The 18,816-nt window shown below is 31.0% G+C and carries 18 protein-coding genes and 1 other RNA gene; 5 read left to right on the forward strand and 14 right to left on the reverse strand.

Annotated elements, in window-relative coordinates:
• Positions 1 to 13 precede the first annotated feature (13 nt).
• From ER639_RS02700 to ER639_RS02715, 4 genes are all read right to left on the reverse strand, one after another.
• Positions 14 to 925: a hypothetical protein gene (locus tag ER639_RS02700; RefSeq protein ID WP_129064211.1), complete on the reverse strand. Its 912-nt coding sequence runs from the start codon at positions 923 to 925 to the stop codon at positions 14 to 16.
• 90 nt (positions 926 to 1,015) lie between these two features.
• The gene (locus tag ER639_RS02705) at positions 1,016 to 1,891 is read right to left on the reverse strand and encodes a 5'-3' exonuclease (protein WP_129064212.1); all 876 of its coding nucleotides are present in this window, start codon (positions 1,889 to 1,891) and stop codon (positions 1,016 to 1,018) included.
• Positions 1,884 to 2,756: a sulfurtransferase gene (locus ER639_RS02710; RefSeq protein WP_129064213.1), complete on the reverse strand. Its 873-nt coding sequence runs from the start codon at positions 2,754 to 2,756 to the stop codon at positions 1,884 to 1,886. The genes ER639_RS02705 and ER639_RS02710 overlap by 8 nt, the downstream gene beginning before the upstream one ends.
• A gap of 13 nt (positions 2,757 to 2,769) precedes the next feature.
• The gene (locus ER639_RS02715) at positions 2,770 to 6,138 is read right to left on the reverse strand and encodes a dynamin family protein (RefSeq protein ID WP_129064214.1); all 3,369 of its coding nucleotides are present in this window, start codon (positions 6,136 to 6,138) and stop codon (positions 2,770 to 2,772) included.
• A gap of 130 nt (positions 6,139 to 6,268) precedes the next feature.
• Here ER639_RS02715 and ER639_RS02720 point away from each other — a divergent pair, with 130 nt between their 5' ends.
• From ER639_RS02720 to ER639_RS02730, 3 genes are all read left to right on the forward strand, one after another.
• Positions 6,269 to 6,421, forward strand: a complete 153-nt coding sequence (locus ER639_RS02720) for a cytochrome c oxidase subunit 2A (protein ID WP_129064215.1) — start codon at positions 6,269 to 6,271, stop codon at positions 6,419 to 6,421.
• Positions 6,422 to 6,426: 5 nt separating this feature from the next.
• Positions 6,427 to 6,909: a cupredoxin domain-containing protein gene (locus tag ER639_RS02725; RefSeq protein WP_129064422.1), complete on the forward strand. Its 483-nt coding sequence runs from the start codon at positions 6,427 to 6,429 to the stop codon at positions 6,907 to 6,909.
• 104 nt (positions 6,910 to 7,013) lie between these two features.
• Complete coding sequence (locus ER639_RS02730; protein ID WP_240663985.1) at positions 7,014 to 8,624, forward strand: b(o/a)3-type cytochrome-c oxidase subunit 1; 1,611 nt, start codon at positions 7,014 to 7,016, stop codon at positions 8,622 to 8,624.
• Between the two features lie 69 nt (positions 8,625 to 8,693).
• Here the strand turns inward: ER639_RS02730 and ER639_RS02735 are convergent, their stop codons facing one another.
• From ER639_RS02735 to ER639_RS02755, 5 genes are all read right to left on the reverse strand, one after another.
• The gene (locus tag ER639_RS02735) at positions 8,694 to 9,812 is read right to left on the reverse strand and encodes a THUMP domain-containing class I SAM-dependent RNA methyltransferase (protein ID WP_129064217.1); all 1,119 of its coding nucleotides are present in this window, start codon (positions 9,810 to 9,812) and stop codon (positions 8,694 to 8,696) included.
• Positions 9,813 to 9,939: 127 nt separating this feature from the next.
• An RNA gene (gene rnpB / locus ER639_RS02740) (RNase P RNA component class B) lies at positions 9,940 to 10,303 on the reverse strand.
• A gap of 47 nt (positions 10,304 to 10,350) precedes the next feature.
• Positions 10,351 to 10,668, reverse strand: a complete 318-nt coding sequence (gene gpsB, locus ER639_RS02745; RefSeq protein WP_129064218.1) for a cell division regulator GpsB — start codon at positions 10,666 to 10,668, stop codon at positions 10,351 to 10,353.
• Positions 10,669 to 10,679: 11 nt separating this feature from the next.
• Entirely contained in the window at positions 10,680 to 11,225 is a 546-nt protein-coding gene (locus ER639_RS02750; protein WP_129064219.1) for an SLOG family protein, read from the reverse strand.
• Between the two features lie 2 nt (positions 11,226 to 11,227).
• Positions 11,228 to 11,557, reverse strand: coding sequence for a DUF1798 family protein (locus tag ER639_RS02755; protein WP_129064220.1), 330 nt, complete (start codon positions 11,555 to 11,557; stop codon positions 11,228 to 11,230).
• A 75-nt stretch (positions 11,558 to 11,632) separates the two neighbouring features.
• Between ER639_RS02755 and recU the strand changes: the two genes are divergently transcribed.
• Together recU and ER639_RS02765 are read left to right on the forward strand one after the other, a co-directional pair.
• On the forward strand, positions 11,633 to 12,238 hold the full coding sequence (recU, locus tag ER639_RS02760) for a Holliday junction resolvase RecU (RefSeq protein ID WP_129064221.1): 606 nt from the start codon (positions 11,633 to 11,635) through the stop codon (positions 12,236 to 12,238).
• Positions 12,239 to 12,253: 15 nt separating this feature from the next.
• Positions 12,254 to 14,554, forward strand: a complete 2,301-nt coding sequence (locus ER639_RS02765) for a transglycosylase domain-containing protein (RefSeq protein WP_129064222.1) — start codon at positions 12,254 to 12,256, stop codon at positions 14,552 to 14,554.
• Positions 14,555 to 14,615: 61 nt separating this feature from the next.
• Here ER639_RS02765 and ER639_RS02770 read toward each other — a convergent pair whose 3' ends face one another.
• Genes ER639_RS02770 through ER639_RS02790 form a run of 5 tightly spaced genes read right to left on the reverse strand, consistent with a single transcriptional unit; the run spans position 14,616 to position 18,791 of the window.
• Positions 14,616 to 14,945, reverse strand: coding sequence for a YpoC family protein (locus ER639_RS02770; RefSeq protein ID WP_129064223.1), 330 nt, complete (start codon positions 14,943 to 14,945; stop codon positions 14,616 to 14,618).
• Positions 14,945 to 15,595, reverse strand: a complete 651-nt coding sequence (gene nth, locus ER639_RS02775) for an endonuclease III (RefSeq protein WP_129064224.1) — start codon at positions 15,593 to 15,595, stop codon at positions 14,945 to 14,947. The genes ER639_RS02770 and nth overlap by 1 nt, the downstream gene beginning before the upstream one ends.
• Positions 15,588 to 16,259 carry a DnaD domain-containing protein gene (locus tag ER639_RS02780; protein ID WP_129064225.1) on the reverse strand — a complete coding sequence of 224 codons (672 nt, stop codon included), beginning with the start codon at positions 16,257 to 16,259 and terminating at the stop codon, positions 15,588 to 15,590. Before ER639_RS02780 ends, nth begins: the two co-directional genes overlap by 8 nt.
• 49 nt (positions 16,260 to 16,308) lie before the next feature.
• The gene (asnS, locus tag ER639_RS02785) at positions 16,309 to 17,604 is read right to left on the reverse strand and encodes an asparagine--tRNA ligase (RefSeq protein ID WP_129064226.1); all 1,296 of its coding nucleotides are present in this window, start codon (positions 17,602 to 17,604) and stop codon (positions 16,309 to 16,311) included.
• Positions 17,604 to 18,791, reverse strand: coding sequence for a pyridoxal phosphate-dependent aminotransferase (locus ER639_RS02790; protein ID WP_129064227.1), 1,188 nt, complete (start codon positions 18,789 to 18,791; stop codon positions 17,604 to 17,606). The genes asnS and ER639_RS02790 overlap by 1 nt, the downstream gene beginning before the upstream one ends.
• Positions 18,792 to 18,816 lie beyond the last annotated feature (25 nt).

Here is an 18,816-nt window from a genome sequence, read left to right on the forward strand (position 1 = left end):
ATTGCATAGTTTATCAAATTAATTTGTATTTTGTCGCTTTACCTTTGCCTACTTTTTCTATTAATTGCATCTTTTGAAGACTAACTAACGAGCGCTCTATCGTCTTTTGACTAATAGAAGGAATTTGCATTTGCAAATCAATTCTACTAAGTGGCTCGTAATGAACTGCTAATGTATTTAACACTTTTTCATTAGGCGTTAGTTCCTTTTCTTGTTGTATAAAGTTATAAAATTTTTCATAAGCTTCTAGTAAATTTTGGATAATGTATTGTTCAAATACGTATTCGTCTATCTGTTCGTTTCTCAGCATTTTTATTTTTGAAGGTAATTGATAAATGATGGATTCAAATAGTAAAACATTAAAATCATGTTTTAAAAGTGAAGCATAAAGCATCATACTACTATAAATGGATACTGCTGGATGGCGTATATTATCTTTAATAAATTGAATAAAAGCTTTGATAATAAGGAACAATTTGTTTTTTTCGCCAATTTGAATTTCATATTGGAGCTGCTCAAGTGCATTATATTCGATAGTTGTTACTTTTAACTTATTTTGAGGCAAATCAGAACTACATATTACATTGATTTGTTCAAAAATAGGTATAAAATCTTTTGTATTTATATCTAAAAATTCAATCTCTTCTTTAAAGTGTATAAAAGCATAAACTATTGTAGTGTTTAATTTGATGTTTGTTTCTTGTAATATCGTTTGTTTTGGTTCGAAAAAATTTGGATGTTGCAAAATTTGATCATATAGATTTAAAAAATTAGTAGGCGCGATTTGCCAACGTTTTAAAGGCAACATATCATTAACCCAGTGCAACAATGCATGAGATAATAATTGTTTTTGATGTTTAATATTTTGTTGACTCATGATACCTTTTATTTCATATATTCTAGTATATTCGTTTAATAAATCCATAAAAAAACACCTCACTCTCAGTCATATAATAACATATGACTGAGAGTGAGGTAAATTTTAAATAAAAGATTGAACTTGAGTCGTTCTTTTTTAATTAAATTGATTAATAAAATTAGATACGACTTTTAATTCAAATTGATTTGCAATTTGCTTCATATGATTGAAATCTACTGTATAAGGCATATTTTGTTTTATCTCATCAATATTTAAAGGGACTTCAGTGTGTATTTCAGCTAATCTCAATGCTAAACGAAGTTGATCAATATTTTCATTAATTTTTGTTTGTTGCCCTTTTGGTAATGTGTTAATTGCATCAATAACAGCATTAACAGAACCATAGGATTGTATTAGCTTTATTGCAGTTTTTTCACCTATTCCTTTTACGCCACTATATCCATCAGCAGTATCTCCCATAAATGCTTTAACATCAATTAATTGTTTTGGTTGCAGTTGATATTCATCAATAAATCTTGATAAATTATATTTATTGTAAATATTAAAGCCTTTTTTCGTTAACCATACTTCAATATGTTCATCTAAAATTTGTAATAAATCTCTATCGCCTGAAATGACTTTAATTTGATACTTGTTTTCAAGTGATTTTGCTAAAGTTCCTATAACGTCATCCGCTTCGTATTGATGCACACCAATATTTAAAAATCCTAATGCATTAGAAACTTGCTGTACCATTTCAAACTGTGGTATCAACTCTTCTTGAGGTGCAGGTCTATGTGCTTTGTAATTTGCATCAATTTCGTTTCTAAATGTTTTACTGCCCATATCCCAACAAACGATTACATGATGTGCGTCCGTGTCATGAATTGCACTAATGACGTGTTTTACAAATCCTTGTACGCCGTTCGTCGGAATGCCTTTACTATTTTTCATATAATTTTTGTGCAAACTTGTTGCAAAGAAATGACGGAATAATAAAGCCATACCATCGATAATTAATATATTATTCATTAAAATCTCCTACTTCTACATTATTATTTTTTTCAATCCATTCAGAATAGCTACCAGCATAAACTTTAACTTTTTCATCAAGTGATAGCAATGCACAAAATAATGGTGTGGCGCTCATACCTGAACCACAATAAACAATACATTCTTTCGTTAAAACATTTTTAAAAATGTTTCGGAGTGATGTTTTATCTTTAATATACCCATTAATAAATAAAGTGTTATAAGGGATATTTATCGCTGTAGGAATGTGCCCTTTAATTGAATCAATTGGTTCAATTTCACCAATATATCTCTGATATGCTCTAGCATCAATTAATATTTTGTTATCTTTTTTATTTTCAATTATCGATTTGATTTCATCAAAAAATGCAATATACTTTTGATTAAAATTTTTATTTTTATCGTCTAAATCTTTAATTTTAAATGTTTCTTTATCATCTAATTCATAAGGTACTTTATTAAATAAAGTTATATTTTCATAGCCACCATCAATTATTTGACTGTTCAAATTTAATAATTTACACAGAAAGACTAATCGCGATGCATTGAAGCCATTTTGGTGGTCAATAATGATAATATCTTTTGTTTCTCCGTGACTATTCATAGTATGGTGTATTAGTTTCGCATACAATTGATTTAAATCAGGTAAAGGGTGTCTACCTGAAACAACTGGGTTTGTATGATTAGAATGAATGGTTCCATACAAATATTTATAATCTAGGATTGGCACACTATCTTGAATGATTTCTTTGAAACCATTCAATGTTGCTTCCTTATTATCCATTACGCTACGTACATCAAATAAAATGGCTTGTTGATTTTTTATGCTTTCAAATGCTTCTTCTTCACCTATCCATATTTTCATGAAGGACACTCCATTACAATTGATTTAATATAGTTTGAATCTGAGAAATCACAGACGCATCAACTTTATTTTGTTCCATTTGTTGCATTTCACTATATATGTCTTGTTCACAATTTTTAATGAATACATCTATGATATTAATTTCATTATTAATTATGTCAGTGAGTTCGTTTTTAAACACTTCTATACTTTGATCTATTGAGCTTAATGCTTCCGTATGAATTTGATCAATTAATATTTGATGATGCTTATCACTTAACAACATTTTAGAAGTAATTTTTGGTAATTTCATATTATTTAATTCTTTTAACATTGAATCTAAATTTACTAATGAATTGTTAATAATGTGGTGATTGAATTCTATATCTGTAAACAATTCGTTTTGTATTAATTCTTTATTTAATATTACATTTGATTCATTTACTAAATTCACAAAATACTTATTCAATCGAGGTATCATTAAAATTAAATCTTCGCTAAGTTTTTCTTTAACAGCTGAAATAAATTGTGGTTTTATTTCTTCCACTTTTTGTGAAGTATTAACTTCAGCTTTAATCACATCAAACAATTGAATTTTCATCTTGTCATGTAGATACACAAGTTGTTCATTAAAATATTTTAACAACGTATTTAATACATTTACTTTTAACGATGAATGGAATAAACCATTTTCTCGCCATTGTTGATACTGTTGATTTCTAGCATCTAATTGTAATTTAAATTCACTGAAATGGGAAACCATATCATTTGCTTGTTGTATCATTCGACCATTTTTTAAATATAACTGTTCTATTTTTTGTTTTTGACTTAATTCATTAACAAAGTGATCGACAGCATTTTTAAATCTTTCGAAATAAGGTTCTTCTTGTTCTAAAGCCAATTTACTAGATACAGGATAGATGTCATCGTTAATTTGTAATTTTAATAGTTCACTTTCAAGATAATTTACAACCAACTGTAACTCTGACTCATCTTTTCTTAAATCGACGGCATTAATAATATAAAAAGATTGACTATTTTCATTGATGATTTCTACTTGGTTTAAATAACTTAAGAATGCTTTATCTTTTTCAGTGAATACATGATTATAGTATGAAACATAAATTAATAAGTCACTGTCAGCAATGATTTCCGTCGTTTCTTTAGTATGGCGGCTATTGGTACTTCCCGTGCCAGGTGAATCAATAATGATTGTGTTTTTTATGAATGGATTGAGAGATCCAATTTCAATTTTATGTACAAATGCTGCATGTGCATCATCAGCACTATATTTATGAATCTCATCTTGTGTAATTTCAATACGATCTCCTAATATTAAATGTTGTTTGTATTTATTATAATGTTTTTCAATGGCTTCAATATAATTTTTATGGGCTGAATCCAACTTATCTTTCATTTTTAAATGTAAATTAAGCCATGTTTCAATCGATGTTTCTGAAGCGTTAGCCATTTGATTCAAATCGAATAATATCTCGTCTTGAGTCTTAAATGTTACATAGTGTTGATTTCCGAAATGGATTTCAGTAATTGCGGCTGTCGTTGGATTTGGTGAAGATGTTAATAAACGCTCTTTTAACAATGCGTTGATTAATGCAGACTTCCCTGCACTAAATGCTCCAAACACGACAATTTTAGTGATATTATTTTCTATTCTAGAAATATCATTTTTTAACGATTGCACCATACTTTGAAAATAAGGTATTTTGTCAAATAACGTGATGCTTTCTTTAATGTGTGCTAAAGAATAATCCATTTGAGATTCCGTCTCTTTAGTTTTCTTTTCATAAGATTTTTTTGTTGGTTCTTCTATTGTTAATGTTACTTCTTTTCGGCCAATTAATTTATCGATTGATTCATCCACATGAATATAATAATGCTCAAAATTATGCGTCGAAATTGAATGATGTAATTGTTTTAAATTAAGATAATCTGTAAATAAATCTTCATCCCCATTGTCACATTGATTATTTATTTTCGACATATTTATCATTTTTATGAACTTTTGAATATATATTCTCATATAATTTCTAATTAGATGTTCAATGTGCTGTTTTAATTTATCTGAATACACCAATACATAATCTTTAGTTATTGTTGTTTGCTCTACCATTACATCAACCAAATCTTGTTGATTAGCCTTATAGTCAATAATTTCAGGAACATTATTTAAATACTTTTCGAATTTTTTAAAATACTGACTAAGTTGAAAATTAACCTCTTTATCAACTAAAGTGTTCAAATGTGATAAAACACTTAAACATAGTTCATCTTGAATTTGCTTTTTCTTTTGTGCCTTATTAAATAGACCATGCACTTTAAATTGGGGTGTAAAAGATTCAAGCATTTTATGAATTTTTTCTCTTAATTCAAAAGGCATTAAATAGGCATTTTTTAAAGTTTGTTTGACTTCATCATTTAATAATTGTTCATTGTTTTCATCAGCTAAAATAGATTGCTCATTGAAGATTTTTTGATTATTTTTATGTGTATTATAAGTTGCTTCAAACTGCGACGCTTCTATATCTAAAGCACTTAATATTTTATTTAATCGATCATTTAAAAAGTCAATATGACGCGCTTCGATATAATTTGTAATGCGATCAAAATAAACGTTATACCCTGTTCTATTGTTAGCTAAATCATGAATTAATGATTTGATTTGCTCAAATTGATTATGGATAGATGAATATATCGTACTATAATACAGTCCTTCAATGTCAATTTGATAGCGATTCAAGTTTTGAATGATTTCATTATGAAAATGATCAAATGACAATTCATTTTCATTGTGTTTATCGATTTGGTTAACAATCAAATATACTTTTACACCCATTTCATTTAGCAGCTTTAATTGTTCAAAATTCTTTTCTGAATGGATATGATTATATTCAACAGTGTAAAATACAACATCACTAATTAATAAATACTTTAATGTACTATGTTCATGGTTTTTAAAAGTAGCATCAACACCTGGTGTATCTTGAATGATAGTATTTATTGGAAAAGGTGTTGATCGATGAATCTCAATAGCTTCAATAGAATGGTTTAACGTATTTAAACGTTTTATTTCCTCATAACTTTCTACAATCGTATATGTTTGATTTTCTAAATTCACTCTTATAAATGAATTTTCATTGGAAACAATTTGTGCCGTATTACTTGTAGTTGGAACTGGTGAACTTGGTAATATTTGCTCATTGAATAAGTGGTTAATTAACGACGATTTACCCGATGAAAAATGCCCTACAAAACTAATGACATATTGGTCGTCATATACTTTTTTGATTACTTCATTAATTTGATTTTGAAGGACAAAATGATCAGATTTTTCTACCTCTTTTTTTAATTGGTATAATTGTTTGATTTTTTCTAATTTTTCCATAATTACCTCTATGACATTTTATTTGTGAAATTTTTAACTTAAACTTAAAAAGTGTGACATTTATCACATTATTAAAACGCTTACTCTATTATTATAAAGAAAGAAAAGCTAATAAGAAAGGGTGTCAATGATGAATGAGAATAATGTAAATTCTAAAGTAGATACACATCATGATCACAATGAACTTGATCTACGTGGAACTATGGCGTCGGTATTATTTTTAGGTGGCGTATTTGTAGTTACTTGGTTTGCAATCTTTATATTATTTTTAGAACGCGTATAGGAGGAATTAAGTTGCATAAGTATGAGAAGATTTGGCTTAGTTTAGGGATGGCCTCACTTGTTTTATTCTTAGTTATTATTTTTGTTTCAGCAATTCATAATGGGCATGCACCTGCAGCAAGTGGTCGTGAATTTATCGATCCAGAAATGGTAGATAAGAAAGAGCCATTCAATAAACCTGGCTTACATAAAGTAGAAGGTAAAGATTGGGATTATGAGTTAGTATTCGTAGTATCAGCATTTAACTACAATCCTGGAGAAGTAAAAATTCCAAAAGGATCAAAAGTTAAAATTATTGCAACTTCAAAAGACGTTAACCACGGTTTTGAAATTGCACACACAAACGTAAACATGATGATTGAGCCTGGACATATTAGTAATTTCGTAAAGACCTTTGATAAAAAGGGTGAATATTTATTATTATGTAATGAATATTGTGGTACAGGACATGCAGACATGAAATCAATTATTAAGGTGGTAGATAAATAATGAATTCAATTCAAACGACAGATGAACGTTTATCTTTTAGAAATCATCAACCACTTCTTGAAAAAGACAAAGTTGTTTTAGACAGAAAAGATGCAAAACTAGTAATGGCACATATGTATGTTGCGATTGTTTGTTTAATCTTAGGTGGTTTAGCTGGGCTTTTACAAACATTAGTACGTTCAGGCACACTTAAATTACCAGCAGGTATTGGTTATTATCAAATTTTAACAGTACATGGTATTATACTTGCTTTAGTATTAACAACATTCTTTATTATGGGCTTCCAAACTTCAGCTGTTGCAAGAACATGTGGTCCTTTAACAGCTTTACAACGAAAATTAGTTTGGATTGGTTTTTGGGTAATGCTCATTGGTACTGCAATGGCAGCAACAATGGTTTTATTAAATAAAGCAACTGTCCTTTATACATTCTATGCCCCATTACAAGCACATGTAATTTTCTATGTAGGTATGGCATTAGTTGTAGTAGGTTCATGGATTTCTGCTGCAGGTCAAATCATGCGTTATGCGCAATGGCGTCGTGAGCATAAAGGCCAAAAAACACCATTATTATCATACATGGTTACAATTAACAATGTAATGTGGATCGTTTGTTCACTTGGTGTTGCTTCTACAGTTTTATTCCAAATGATTCCTTGGTCATTAGGATTAGTTGAACGTATTGATGTTTCATTGAGCCGTACATTGTTCTGGTATTTCGGACATGCATTAGTTTACTTCTGGTTACTACCTGCATATATGGCATGGTACGCAATTGTTCCAAAAATTATTGGTGCAACAGCATTTAGTGATAATTTAGCACGTATGAGTTTTATGTTATTCTTATTCTTTTCAATTCCAGTCGGAATTCACCACCAATTGGTTGAACCAGGTATTGATGTATTATGGAAATATGTTCAAGTTGTATTAACATTTATGGTTGTTATTCCATCATTAATGACAGCATTTAGTTTATTTGCTACGTTTGAAGCTTATGGACGTAAGCAAGGTGCTAAAGGTATCCTTGGATGGTTTAAAAACCTACCTTGGGGTGATGCACGCTTTGTATTACCATTCATTGGTATGGCTGCATTTATTCCTGGTGGTGCTGGTGGTTTAGTAAACGCATCTGCACAAATGGACCAAGTTGTACATAACACAATTTGGATCACAGGTCACTTCCACTTAACAGTAGCAACGGCTGTAATTTTAACATTCTTTGGTACAATGTATTGGTTAATTCCTCATTGTACTGGCCGTGTAATGACAAAATCAATTAATAAATTAGCTTTAATTCAAGGTTATATGTGGGCATTAGGTATGTCTATCATGTCTGGTGCAATGCACTTCATCGGATTATTTGGTGCACCACGTCGTTCTACTTATTCTGAATACGGTGGTTCTAAAGTAGCTGCTGAATGGATTCCTTACCAAGTCATTCAAGCAATTGGTGGTACAATTTTATTCGTATCAATCATACTAGTAGTAATCGTATTTATTCAACTTTGCTTCTTTGCCCCTAAAGGCTTTGAAGAATATCCAGTTGCTGAAGCAATGGATCAAAATCAACCAACATATAAATTTGTTGAAAACTGGAAGTTCTTAATTGTTGTAACTATTGCATTAATTTTAATTGCTTACACTATTCCAGTAGGTCAAATGTTCATTGATCCACCTCCAGGTGCGAAAGGCTTTGGAGAGGGTAAAGTTTGGTAATACAAAAGGAGAGAGACAAAACTGTCTCTCTCCTTTTTAATTAACTAATAAACATAGGTAATCGTTATATTATTTTTCTCCCCAATATTGGAAGTAAGTACATTCAATATAACCATTATATAATTTTCTTCGTTTCGTTGCTTTTTTATTGATCAGTTGTTCAAAAGTTTTATAACTTGTCATGATGTACATTGACCATTTCGGATTTTCATTCAGTAATTGTCCTAAATAACGATACATTGACTCAACTTCATCTCTTTCACCTATACGTTCACCGTATGGTGGATTACCAACGATAATACCCTTTTCTGTTGTTAATTGTAATTGATGAACATCCATTTGTTTAAATTGAATAACATCACCAAAACCAACTTCAGTAGCATTGTTTCGTGCAATTTCAATCATTTCTGAATCAATGTCACTCGCGAAAATTTTAATATCTTTATCATAATCAGCTACTGACTCAGCATAATCTCTCTCTTGATCATATAGCCCTTCAGGAATAATTGACCAATCTTCACTAGCAAAATCACGATTAAATCCTGGTGCAATATTTTGTGCAATCATAGCTGCTTCAATTGCAATAGTCCCTGATCCGCAAAATGGATCAATGAAAGGTGTTTCACCTTTCCAATTGGTTAACTGAACAAGTGCTGCTGCAAGCGTCTCTTTCATTGGTGCAGCACCTTGTGCTAAACGATAACCACGTTTATGAAGGCCACTTCCAGAAGTATCAATCGTTAATAATACTTCATCTTTTAATATTGAAACTTCAACTTTAAATAAAGCACCATCTTCTGTTAACCAACCAGCTTTATTATACGCTTTTTTCAAACGTTCAACGATTGCTTTTTTTACAATGGCCTGACAGTCAGGAACACTATAAAGTGTTGACTTTACACTTTTTCCCGATACAGGAAACTGTCCATTATCATCTATATAATCTTCCCAAGGTAATGCCTTAGTTAATTCAAATAATTGATCAAATGTTGTTGCTTTAAATCGTCCAATAATTAATTTTATTCTGTCTGCACTTCGCAACCATAAATTACTTTTTACAATAGCAGTTGCATCTCCTGAATAAATAACGCGACCATTTTCAGAAGTCGTTTCATACCCTAATGCTTGTACTTCTTTTGCAACGATTGATTCTAGACCCATTGGTGTTGTGGCTAAAATTGTATACATATTTCCTCCAAGTTTACATAATAATTTTATTGTGTTTTATTTATTTATTTTTATTTTAACACGAATTTATAGTTGTATTCATCAAATAAAAAGACTCTCCAAAAGGAGAGCCTACCTAGAAAGATATCTCTATAAGCCATGTTCTGTACCATAGTACTGCAAGCGAGTCTAGTTACTCTCGTACGCCGGCGATAATCATCTGTCTGTATTAAATACCTCTTCTATACGTTCATTTCCGTTAGAAAAGTGCTCCTACCAAATTTGGATTGCTCACTCGAGGGGTTTACCGCGTTCCACCTTTATTATTTCTAATAAAGCTACGTCACTGTGGCACTTTCAAACTATTCTCACCATATCAAAGACTTAGGTGATTTCATTGCCGTCAAATTAATGCCTTGGCTTATTGTTTCACCAAGCACGAACACTACAGCCATCTCAGGCTGTGTGAGCATGGACTTTCCTCTATATTGCTATAGCGATTATCCGAGATATCTTTTTCACATTGTATTATTATAACACGGTTTTTAACCGTAAGCCATTACTTTCCAAAAACAGCTTTTTCAAGATTTGAAATACGTTTTAATAAATCCAAGTTGTTTGTTTGATTAGATTGTGATTGATGATGACCACCAGTTGCTACACGCAATCTTAAAGATTCAATCTCACGCTTTAACTTTGCATTTTCATCTGTTAATTTCAATAATTCATTATTCATATCTGACATCTTTTGATAGTCAGCAATAATTTCATCTAAAAAACTATCTACATCTTCAGGTTTAAATCCACGAATTAATGTTCTTTCAAATTCTTTTTCATAAATATCTTTAGCAGATAATTTTAAACTCACATCCGACATTTCTGCACCTCTTAACTTTCTCGTAAATATTCTGTTACAAATTCAGATAAATCATAAAGCGTCGTAATATCCATATTATATTGATTTTTTTCTTGAAATGCAATGATGTCCCGTTTTAAGTATTGAGGTGAAGCAACATGATCTTCATCATATATTAAAAGCGTACCTTCTGTATTATTTAATATAAATTTAGTTGCCTCTTTAAACATGTATGGTCCTTTATATTCATCCTTAAAACAAACACTTACAAAATCAGCTCTAGATTTAATTTTTTGATAATATAATTGGTTATTTTCATTCCATCGTTGATTATAATTTAAAAACGGTTCAATGATTGCGAGATTAATGTCATATTGTTTTTTTAACCTAATCGTTGCTTCTGCAGCCCATAATTCAATTCCTAATTGACCAGATATGATGACCCATTCTAATCCCTCTTCTATATACTGTTTAATTTTTTCTTGAAGGTAAATAATAATATATTTTACTTCCTTTTGATCTTGCTTAAAGATATTCAACTCATATGGCTTATAACCAGAAATATAAATGCTTTTCATTTTTAGAAACTTCTTTCTAAATATTTTAAATCATGCTGAACTGCTTTGAATTTATCTAAAAATAATTTTTTACTTGTTTTTTCATAAAAACATTCCACAGACAATTCTTTTAAGTGTGCAATTAGTAAATGCAACTTCATTGGATTCATCAAAGGAAGTGCAATGATTTCTTTTTGAAAAATTAATAATGATTCAATATGTTGATCTACTTTTTTAGTAAATGGGTTAATGATTAAATAAAAGTCAAATTGATTCCCCTCTTTAGCCTTAATAAAAGAATCATTGATCTTTTGTAAGTCTTCAATTAAATCTTTTATACATTCTTGTAACATTCGTGTAACTCCCTATTGATTGTGATAAACTTATTGTATAATTTATAAGCTTTGAACTCAAATAGGAATGATTAAATGGTTAACTATCCAAACAAAAAGAAATCTCAGTCAGTAGACCGAGGGACATCAGAAATAAAGCATAGTAAAATTGAATATGGAAAGCGTGGCATGCGATTTGAAACAGAAATCGACTTAACCAATAAGTATTATTTAAATCATCAAATTGCAGTCATACACAAGAAACCAACACCAATTCAAATAGTTCATGTTGATTATCCAAAAAGAAGTAAAGCCGTCATCAAGGAAGCCTATTTCCAAAAAGCTTCTACCACGGATTATAATGGGGTTTATAAAGGAAAATATATTGACTTTGAAGCAAAAGTAACGCAAAATAAAACCAGTTTTCCACTTATTAATATACATGAACATCAAGTGAAACATATGCAGCAAATCAAACAACATGGTGGCATTGCATTTTTATTGTTAAATTTTCAAAGTTTAAATGAAATTTATATGATTCCAATTCAAACATTTATGCATTATTGGGAGAGATATATTAACGATGAGAAAAAATCTATTCCATATCAAGCAATAAAAAGAGATGGTTTCTTAGTTAAACAAAACTATCAACCGAGAATTGATTATTTACAAACATTAAATCAATTTATTGAACACTTTTAGAAAAGAGGATAACAAATGTCAATTTTACCTAAAAAAACAAAAGGAAAAAGAAATAGGAAACGTACAATCATCCAAATTCTTGGTGGCTTACTCATTGCTTTTACATTAGGCATTGTTTTATTGTTAGGTTTATTTATCTTTTATGCAATGAGAGCTCCTGCTTTTAATGAAAGTAGTTTACGTGACCAATTACCAACTAAAATATATGATAAAAATAATGAATTGGTAACTGTTTTGTATCAAGGTCAAAAGCGAGAATCTGTAAAGTTTGCAGATATTCCTGATCAAATGAGAAATGCAGTACTTGCTACTGAAGATAATCGATTTTATGAACACGGTGCACTTGACTTCAAACGTTTATCAGGTGCCGTACTTAAGAATGTTACTGGTGGTTTTGGAGCACAAGGTGCATCTACATTAACACAACAAGTAATTAAACGTTCATTTTTAACTGATAAAAAGTCTTTAGAACGTAAAGCTCAAGAAGCCTACTTAGCTTACCGTTTAGAACAAGAGTATTCAAAAAATGATATTTTTGAAATGTACTTAAATAAAATCTATTATTCTGATGGTATTTATGGTGTCAAAACAGCGGCCAATTATTATTTTAATAAGAATTTAAATCAATTAACTTTAGCTGAAACAGCCTATTTAGCAGGTTTACCTCAAATTCCAAATGGCTATAACATTTATGACCATCCTGAAGCGGCAGAAAAACGTAAAGATACTGTATTATACTTAATGTATAGACATAAACGTATTTCAAAAGCTGAAATGGAAAAAGCACAAAATGAAAAGCTTGAAACAAACCTAGTTGAAAGAACTGTTGCAGAACGACAAAAAGTTGAAAATGATAATGACGAAAGATATGCATCCTATGTAAACGTTATTAAGCAAGAATTAAAAGACAACAAAGAATTTAAAGGTAAAACATTAAATGAAATTTTAACAAGCGGATTAAAGATTTATACAAATATGGACATGAATGTTCAACAAAATCTTCAAAATACAGTTGATAATTTACCAGTTTATAAAAATAAACACCATCAAGCAGCAGCTACAATCTTAGATACAAAAACAAGTGGTTTAGTTGCAATTAGTGGTGGTCGTAACTTTAGAGATGTATTAGATCGAAACTTAGCGACTGATCCTCACCCTGTTGGATCAACAATTAAACCGATATTAAGTTACGGTCCAGCTATAGAAAATGAAAAATGGTCTACTGCTCATAGAGTACAAGACGAAGCAGCATACACAATTAATGGTCATACATTTAAAAATTATGATACTTTAGGGCACGGAAATTTAACGATTCGCGATGCATTACGTATGAGTTACAATATCCCAGCTTTAAAAACTTTCCAAGAAACAAATCAAGTAACAACTCATTCATCATATAACTTTGCAAAAGCACTTGACTTGAATTATAAATCAAAGGATCTTGGACCTGCTGAAGCATTAGGTGGTGGTGCAAGTGACTTCTCACCTACTCAAATGGCAGCAGCATTTAGTGCGTTTGGTAATGGTGGGACATATAACCAAGCACACGCAATTCGCAAAGTTGTTACACAAGATGACGAAACAATTGAATTTGATTATGACTCACATAAAGCGATGGAAGATTATACAGCATATATGATTACAGATATGATGAAAGATGTATTTGCTCCTGGTGGTACTGCATCTAATATCAACATTCCAGGTTTAAACATGGCAGCGAAAACAGGTACTGGTACATATGCTGATGATTATTATACAAAATATAACTTACCATCAGATGCAGCAAAAGACGTATGGATTACAGGTTACACACCTAAATATGCAATGTCTGTTTGGATGGGATTTGATGAAATCGCTGAATTCGGTGCAAATTCATTCGTAGGTCACGTTGAACAAGCATTACCACAAACTTTATTTAAAGCAATGATGCAACAAATCAACCCTATAGATGGTAGTGACTTTACTAAACCTGATTCAGTGAATGAAGTTGGAAATGAAATTGAAGTTAAAGGATACTCAAATGACAGAATTATTCCCCAAACAAAAGTCATTCCATCTCAAACACCACGAAATACTACTGAAGCAGCACGTAATAACAATACACGTGCTGCAAATGTAGTTAAAAATCCTAAAAAAGAAATTAAAACAACGGAAGAAAAGCCAACAACGGAAGTTAAAACAACGGAAGTTAAATCAACGGAAACTACCCCTTCAACTCAAGAATCTACACAACCACCTCAAACGACACAGGTACCAAATGAAAAAGCTACAAGTGGTAAAGCGGCAGCAGATTTAAAGGCTGCAAGTGGACAATAAAAACGAGCTTAACAATTGATGATAAGCTCGTTTTTTTATACATTTATTTAAGTGATAATATTTATTTTTTCTGTTGATTTTTAATATTTTTTACAGCCAATAACTTAATCAATTCTCTATTCATTGTCTTCATTTGTTGGTAGCCCATAAAATGATACTTTCTTGATTCAATGTAATGAATTCTTTCAAAAAAGTTCAATGGTAAACGATGATATGATTCTTTAGCTTTAAGTTCCATACTGTGTTCATCAAAATTTAGTTCATTAATTGCCATGATGATGGAATCATAATATGCATCTAATAATGACTTTGAAGCATCACAATCTAAAGTTCTATTAGCACTATATATATCGATTTCAGCTTCAAGCTGATCCCATGTTTCTTTAAACATTATTTCACCTTCTTCGTACGCTTTTGTCCTTCTCGACAATCTTTTAATAACGGACAACTTTGACATTTAGGATTTCTAGCAACGCAATGATAACGTCCAAAGAAAATTAATTGATGATGTGTTTTATTCCAACGCTCTTTAGGAATTTTTCGACAAAGCGTTGCCTCTACTTCTTTTACATTATCTTTCCACCTACAAATACCTAATCGCTTTGATACCCTTTCTACATGAGTATCTACAGCAAGGGCTGGGATACCAAAGGCTACTGATACAACGACATTCGCTGTTTTTTGACCAACACCTGGTAATTTGACTAATGCAGCATGATTTTCAGGAACTTGTCCATCATATTGATCAATTAAAATACGGCAAAGGGCTTGTATATTTTTTGCTTTATTTCGGTATAATCCTATTGATTTAATATCTTCCATTAAAGTCTCTAAACTTACATTTAAATAATCTTCAGGCGATTTGTATTTTTGAAATAACGTTTTGCTGACTTTGTTCACAAGTACATCTGTACATTGTGCAGATAATAATACAGCAATTGTTAACTCGAATGGATTTTCATGCACCAATTCACACTCTGCATCAGGAAACATTGAGTCTATAACATCTAACATTTCTATTAACTTCTTATTACTAATCATATGGATGCTCCTCATTTATCCAATCAAAAAATGGCATTGATGTTACTTTTTTTGAGACTTTTTTAGTGACTTTATATTGTTCGCTTATTGCCTTTGAATCCTCAACACTAACCACATTTTGTTTTTTCCAATTGAGCAATATTTTATCGATATATTTAATACTTGTTTTTCCGTGTGTGATTGCTTCGTTTAATGCAGCAATAATTAAATCTGATGAATAGTGCTCATTATCAAACCAAAAAGAAATGGTTTCAAGCTCTATTGGAGTTAAAGGTCGTGCGAATGCTGCCTCAAATTTTTCAAATAACATTGAAAATAGCTGATCTTTTGTTTGCATATGGTCTATTTTAGATTGCTTACTTTGATTAATCAATGCTGCTTCTAATGGTTCAAGTGTATAGGTTTCAATAATGTGATCGCTGTTTTTGATGATATCAATTTTTATAAATTCTTTTTGAATTAGTTTCAAAATAATATTTGAGACTTGATTTGTGTTTAAAGTTGAACCTGTACTTATAGTCTCAAAAGTGGGCATTTCTCTTGAATGTATTTGATGTTGAATGAGTTTAATGATAACCACTAAATCTTGCTCATTCAATCCAATATTTGCATATTGTTCTAATAAAATGTTGGGTATTTGTATATTCGGTTCAAAAATTGACATATGACCTCCTGAAATAAAAAGGTCAAGACTATGTCTCGACCTCAATAATTTATGGATATAATCTGTTTAATAAACGTGGGAATGGACTTGTTTCACGTACATGTTCAACACCTGAAATCCATGCTACAGTTCGTTCTAAACCTAATCCGAAACCTGAATGTGGTACACTTCCATATTTACGTAAGTCCGTATAGTAGCTGTATGCTGCAGGATCTAATCCATGTTCTTTAATTCTTTGTTCAAGTAATGCTAAATCATTAATACGTTCTGAACCACCAATAATTTCACCGTAACCTTCAGGTGCAATTAAATCTGCACATTTAACAGTACCTTCTTCTTCAGGATTTGGTTGCATGTAGAATGGCTTAATTGATGTTGGATAATTAACGATAAATACAGGTAAATCAAAATGATTTGCAATCGCTGTTTCATGTGGTGCTCCGAAATCATCGCCCCATTCAATGTCATCAAAGCCTTGTTCTTTAAGGAATTTAATTGCATCTGTATATGAAATACGTGGGAATGGTGCTTTAACTTTTTCTAATTTTTCTGTATCGCGACCTAACAATTTTAAATCTAATTTGCAATTTTTAAGTACAGATTGAACGATGTAAGCAACATATGCTTCTTGTACTTTTAAGCTATCTTCATGTTCATAAAATGCCATCTCAGGTTCAATCATCCAAAACTCAATTAAATGACGTCTTGTTTTAGATTTCTCAGCACGGAACGTTGGTCCAAATGAAAATACTTTACCGTGAGCCATTGCTGCAGCTTCCATATATAATTGGCCTGATTGAGATAAAAAGGCATCTTCATCAAAGTATTTTGTATGGAATAATTCACTTGTACCTTCAGGTGCTGAACCTGTTAAGATAGGTGGATCAATTTTAGTAAATCCTTCTTGATTAAAGAATTCATATGTTGCACGAATAATTTCGTTTCTAATTTTCATTACTGCATGTTGACGCTTTGAACGTAACCATAAATGTCTATGATCCATTAAAAAGTCAGTACCATGAGCTTTTGGTGTAATTGGATAATCGACTGCTTCATGAATGATTTCAATGCCAGAAACCTCCAACTCATATCCAAAATCACTGCGCTCATCTTCTTTGATGATACCAGTAATGTATAATGATGTTTCTTGAGTGATACCTTTTGCTGTTTTAAATAAATCTTCACCCACAGATTCTTTTACAACAACAGCTTGCATAAAACCTGTTCCATCTCTTAATTGTAAGAATGCAATCTTACCACTAGAACGTTTATTTAAAATCCATGCACCAATCGTTACTTCTTGACCAACGTATTGGCTTGATTGATTAATTGTAATTTTCGTCATTATTTTTCTCCTATTTTCTTTTCTACAAATGTTTTAATTCTATCAATTGCAGTTAACATTGAATCTAAATCCGTTGCGTATGATAAACGAATATTTTCTGGACTACCAAAACTTGAGCCTGGTACAACAGCTACTAAGCTCTCTTCAAGTAAACCTGCAACAAATTCATCTACAGTTTCATAACCACATAATTTTGCAGTTTCTATTACATTTGGATATAAGTAAAAGGCACCACGCGGTTTAATACAAGATAACCCTTTGATTTCTAATAATTTTGGATATACTGTGTCTAATCTTGATTTAAATGTTGCTTTCATTTCGTTTAAGAATGTTTTGTCACCATTGTAAGCTTCGATACTTGCCCATTGTGATGGTGTTGTTGGATTACTTGTTGAATGACTTGCTAAATCTGTCATCGCTTTAATGACTGCTTTATCTCCAGCAGCGTAACCAATTCTCCAACCTGTCATTGAATGGCTTTTTGATACACCATTGATAACAATTGTTAAAGCTTTAATTTCTGGATTTAAGCTCGCAATTGAAATATGTTCGCCTTCATATGTTAATGTTTCATATATTTCATCTGAAACAACGATGATTTGATTTTGAACTGCCCACTCAGCAATAGCCGCAAGTTCTTCTTTTGTATAAACCATACCACTAGGATTTGAAGGTGAATTTAATACCATAGCTTTTGTTTTTTCTGTTTTAACTTTGTCTAAAGCATCTGGTGTTACTTTATAATCCGTTGCTTCATCAGTATAAACATAAACAGGTTCTCCACCTGCTAAAATGACTTGCTCCGGATAACTCACCCAATATGGAATAGGAATGATGACTTCATCTCCATCATCTAAAATACTTTGGAATAAGTTATATAAAGCATGCTTCGCACCACTTGCAACCATGATTTCATTTAATTCATAGTCCAATTGATTATCTTGCTTTAATTTTTGTTGAATAGCCGTTTTCAATTCTTTTAATCCACCAGCCGGTGTATATTTAGTTTTTCCGTTTTGAACAGCTTCGAATGCTTTATCGATAATATTTTGAGGGGTATTAAAATCAGGTTCCCCTGCCGCTAAACCAATAACAGGCTTTCCTTCTGCTTTTAGTTCATTTGCTTTTGCAGTAATTGCTAAAGTAGATGAAGGTGTTAATTTTTGAACGCGTTTAGATAATTTCATAGTGCCAACTCCTAATCATCAAGAT

It is taken from the genome of Macrococcus sp. DPC7161 (assembly GCF_004117835.1).
Classification (GTDB): Bacteria; Bacillota; Bacilli; order Staphylococcales; family Staphylococcaceae; genus SDSC01.

Bases quoted from the DNA above. Each gene is read 5' to 3' on its own strand.
- ER639_RS02700 (WP_129064211.1), bottom strand. From the start codon at position 925: ATGGATTTATTAAACGAATATACTAGAATATATGAAATAAAAGGTATC.
- ER639_RS02705 (WP_129064212.1), bottom strand. From the start codon at position 1,891: ATGAATAATATATTAATTATCGATGGTATGGCTTTATTATTCCGTCAT.
- ER639_RS02710 (WP_129064213.1), bottom strand. From the start codon at position 2,756: ATGAAAATATGGATAGGTGAAGAAGAAGCATTTGAAAGCATAAAAAAT.
- ER639_RS02715 (WP_129064214.1), bottom strand. From the start codon at position 6,138: ATGGAAAAATTAGAAAAAATCAAACAATTATACCAATTAAAAAAAGAG.
- ER639_RS02720 (WP_129064215.1), top strand. From the start codon at position 6,269: ATGAATGAGAATAATGTAAATTCTAAAGTAGATACACATCATGATCAC.
- ER639_RS02730 (WP_240663985.1), top strand. From the start codon at position 7,014: ATGGCACATATGTATGTTGCGATTGTTTGTTTAATCTTAGGTGGTTTA.
- ER639_RS02735 (WP_129064217.1), bottom strand. From the start codon at position 9,812: ATGTATACAATTTTAGCCACAACACCAATGGGTCTAGAATCAATCGTT.
- gpsB (WP_129064218.1), bottom strand. From the start codon at position 10,668: ATGTCGGATGTGAGTTTAAAATTATCTGCTAAAGATATTTATGAAAAA.
- ER639_RS02750 (WP_129064219.1), bottom strand. From the start codon at position 11,225: ATGAAAAGCATTTATATTTCTGGTTATAAGCCATATGAGTTGAATATC.
- ER639_RS02755 (WP_129064220.1), bottom strand. From the start codon at position 11,557: ATGTTACAAGAATGTATAAAAGATTTAATTGAAGACTTACAAAAGATC.
- recU (WP_129064221.1), top strand. From the start codon at position 11,633: ATGGTTAACTATCCAAACAAAAAGAAATCTCAGTCAGTAGACCGAGGG.
- ER639_RS02765 (WP_129064222.1), top strand. From the start codon at position 12,254: ATGTCAATTTTACCTAAAAAAACAAAAGGAAAAAGAAATAGGAAACGT.
- ER639_RS02770 (WP_129064223.1), bottom strand. From the start codon at position 14,945: ATGTTTAAAGAAACATGGGATCAGCTTGAAGCTGAAATCGATATATAT.
- nth (WP_129064224.1), bottom strand. From the start codon at position 15,595: ATGATTAGTAATAAGAAGTTAATAGAAATGTTAGATGTTATAGACTCA.
- ER639_RS02780 (WP_129064225.1), bottom strand. From the start codon at position 16,259: ATGTCAATTTTTGAACCGAATATACAAATACCCAACATTTTATTAGAA.
- asnS (WP_129064226.1), bottom strand. From the start codon at position 17,604: ATGACGAAAATTACAATTAATCAATCAAGCCAATACGTTGGTCAAGAA.
- ER639_RS02790 (WP_129064227.1), bottom strand. From the start codon at position 18,791: ATGAAATTATCTAAACGCGTTCAAAAATTAACACCTTCATCTACTTTA.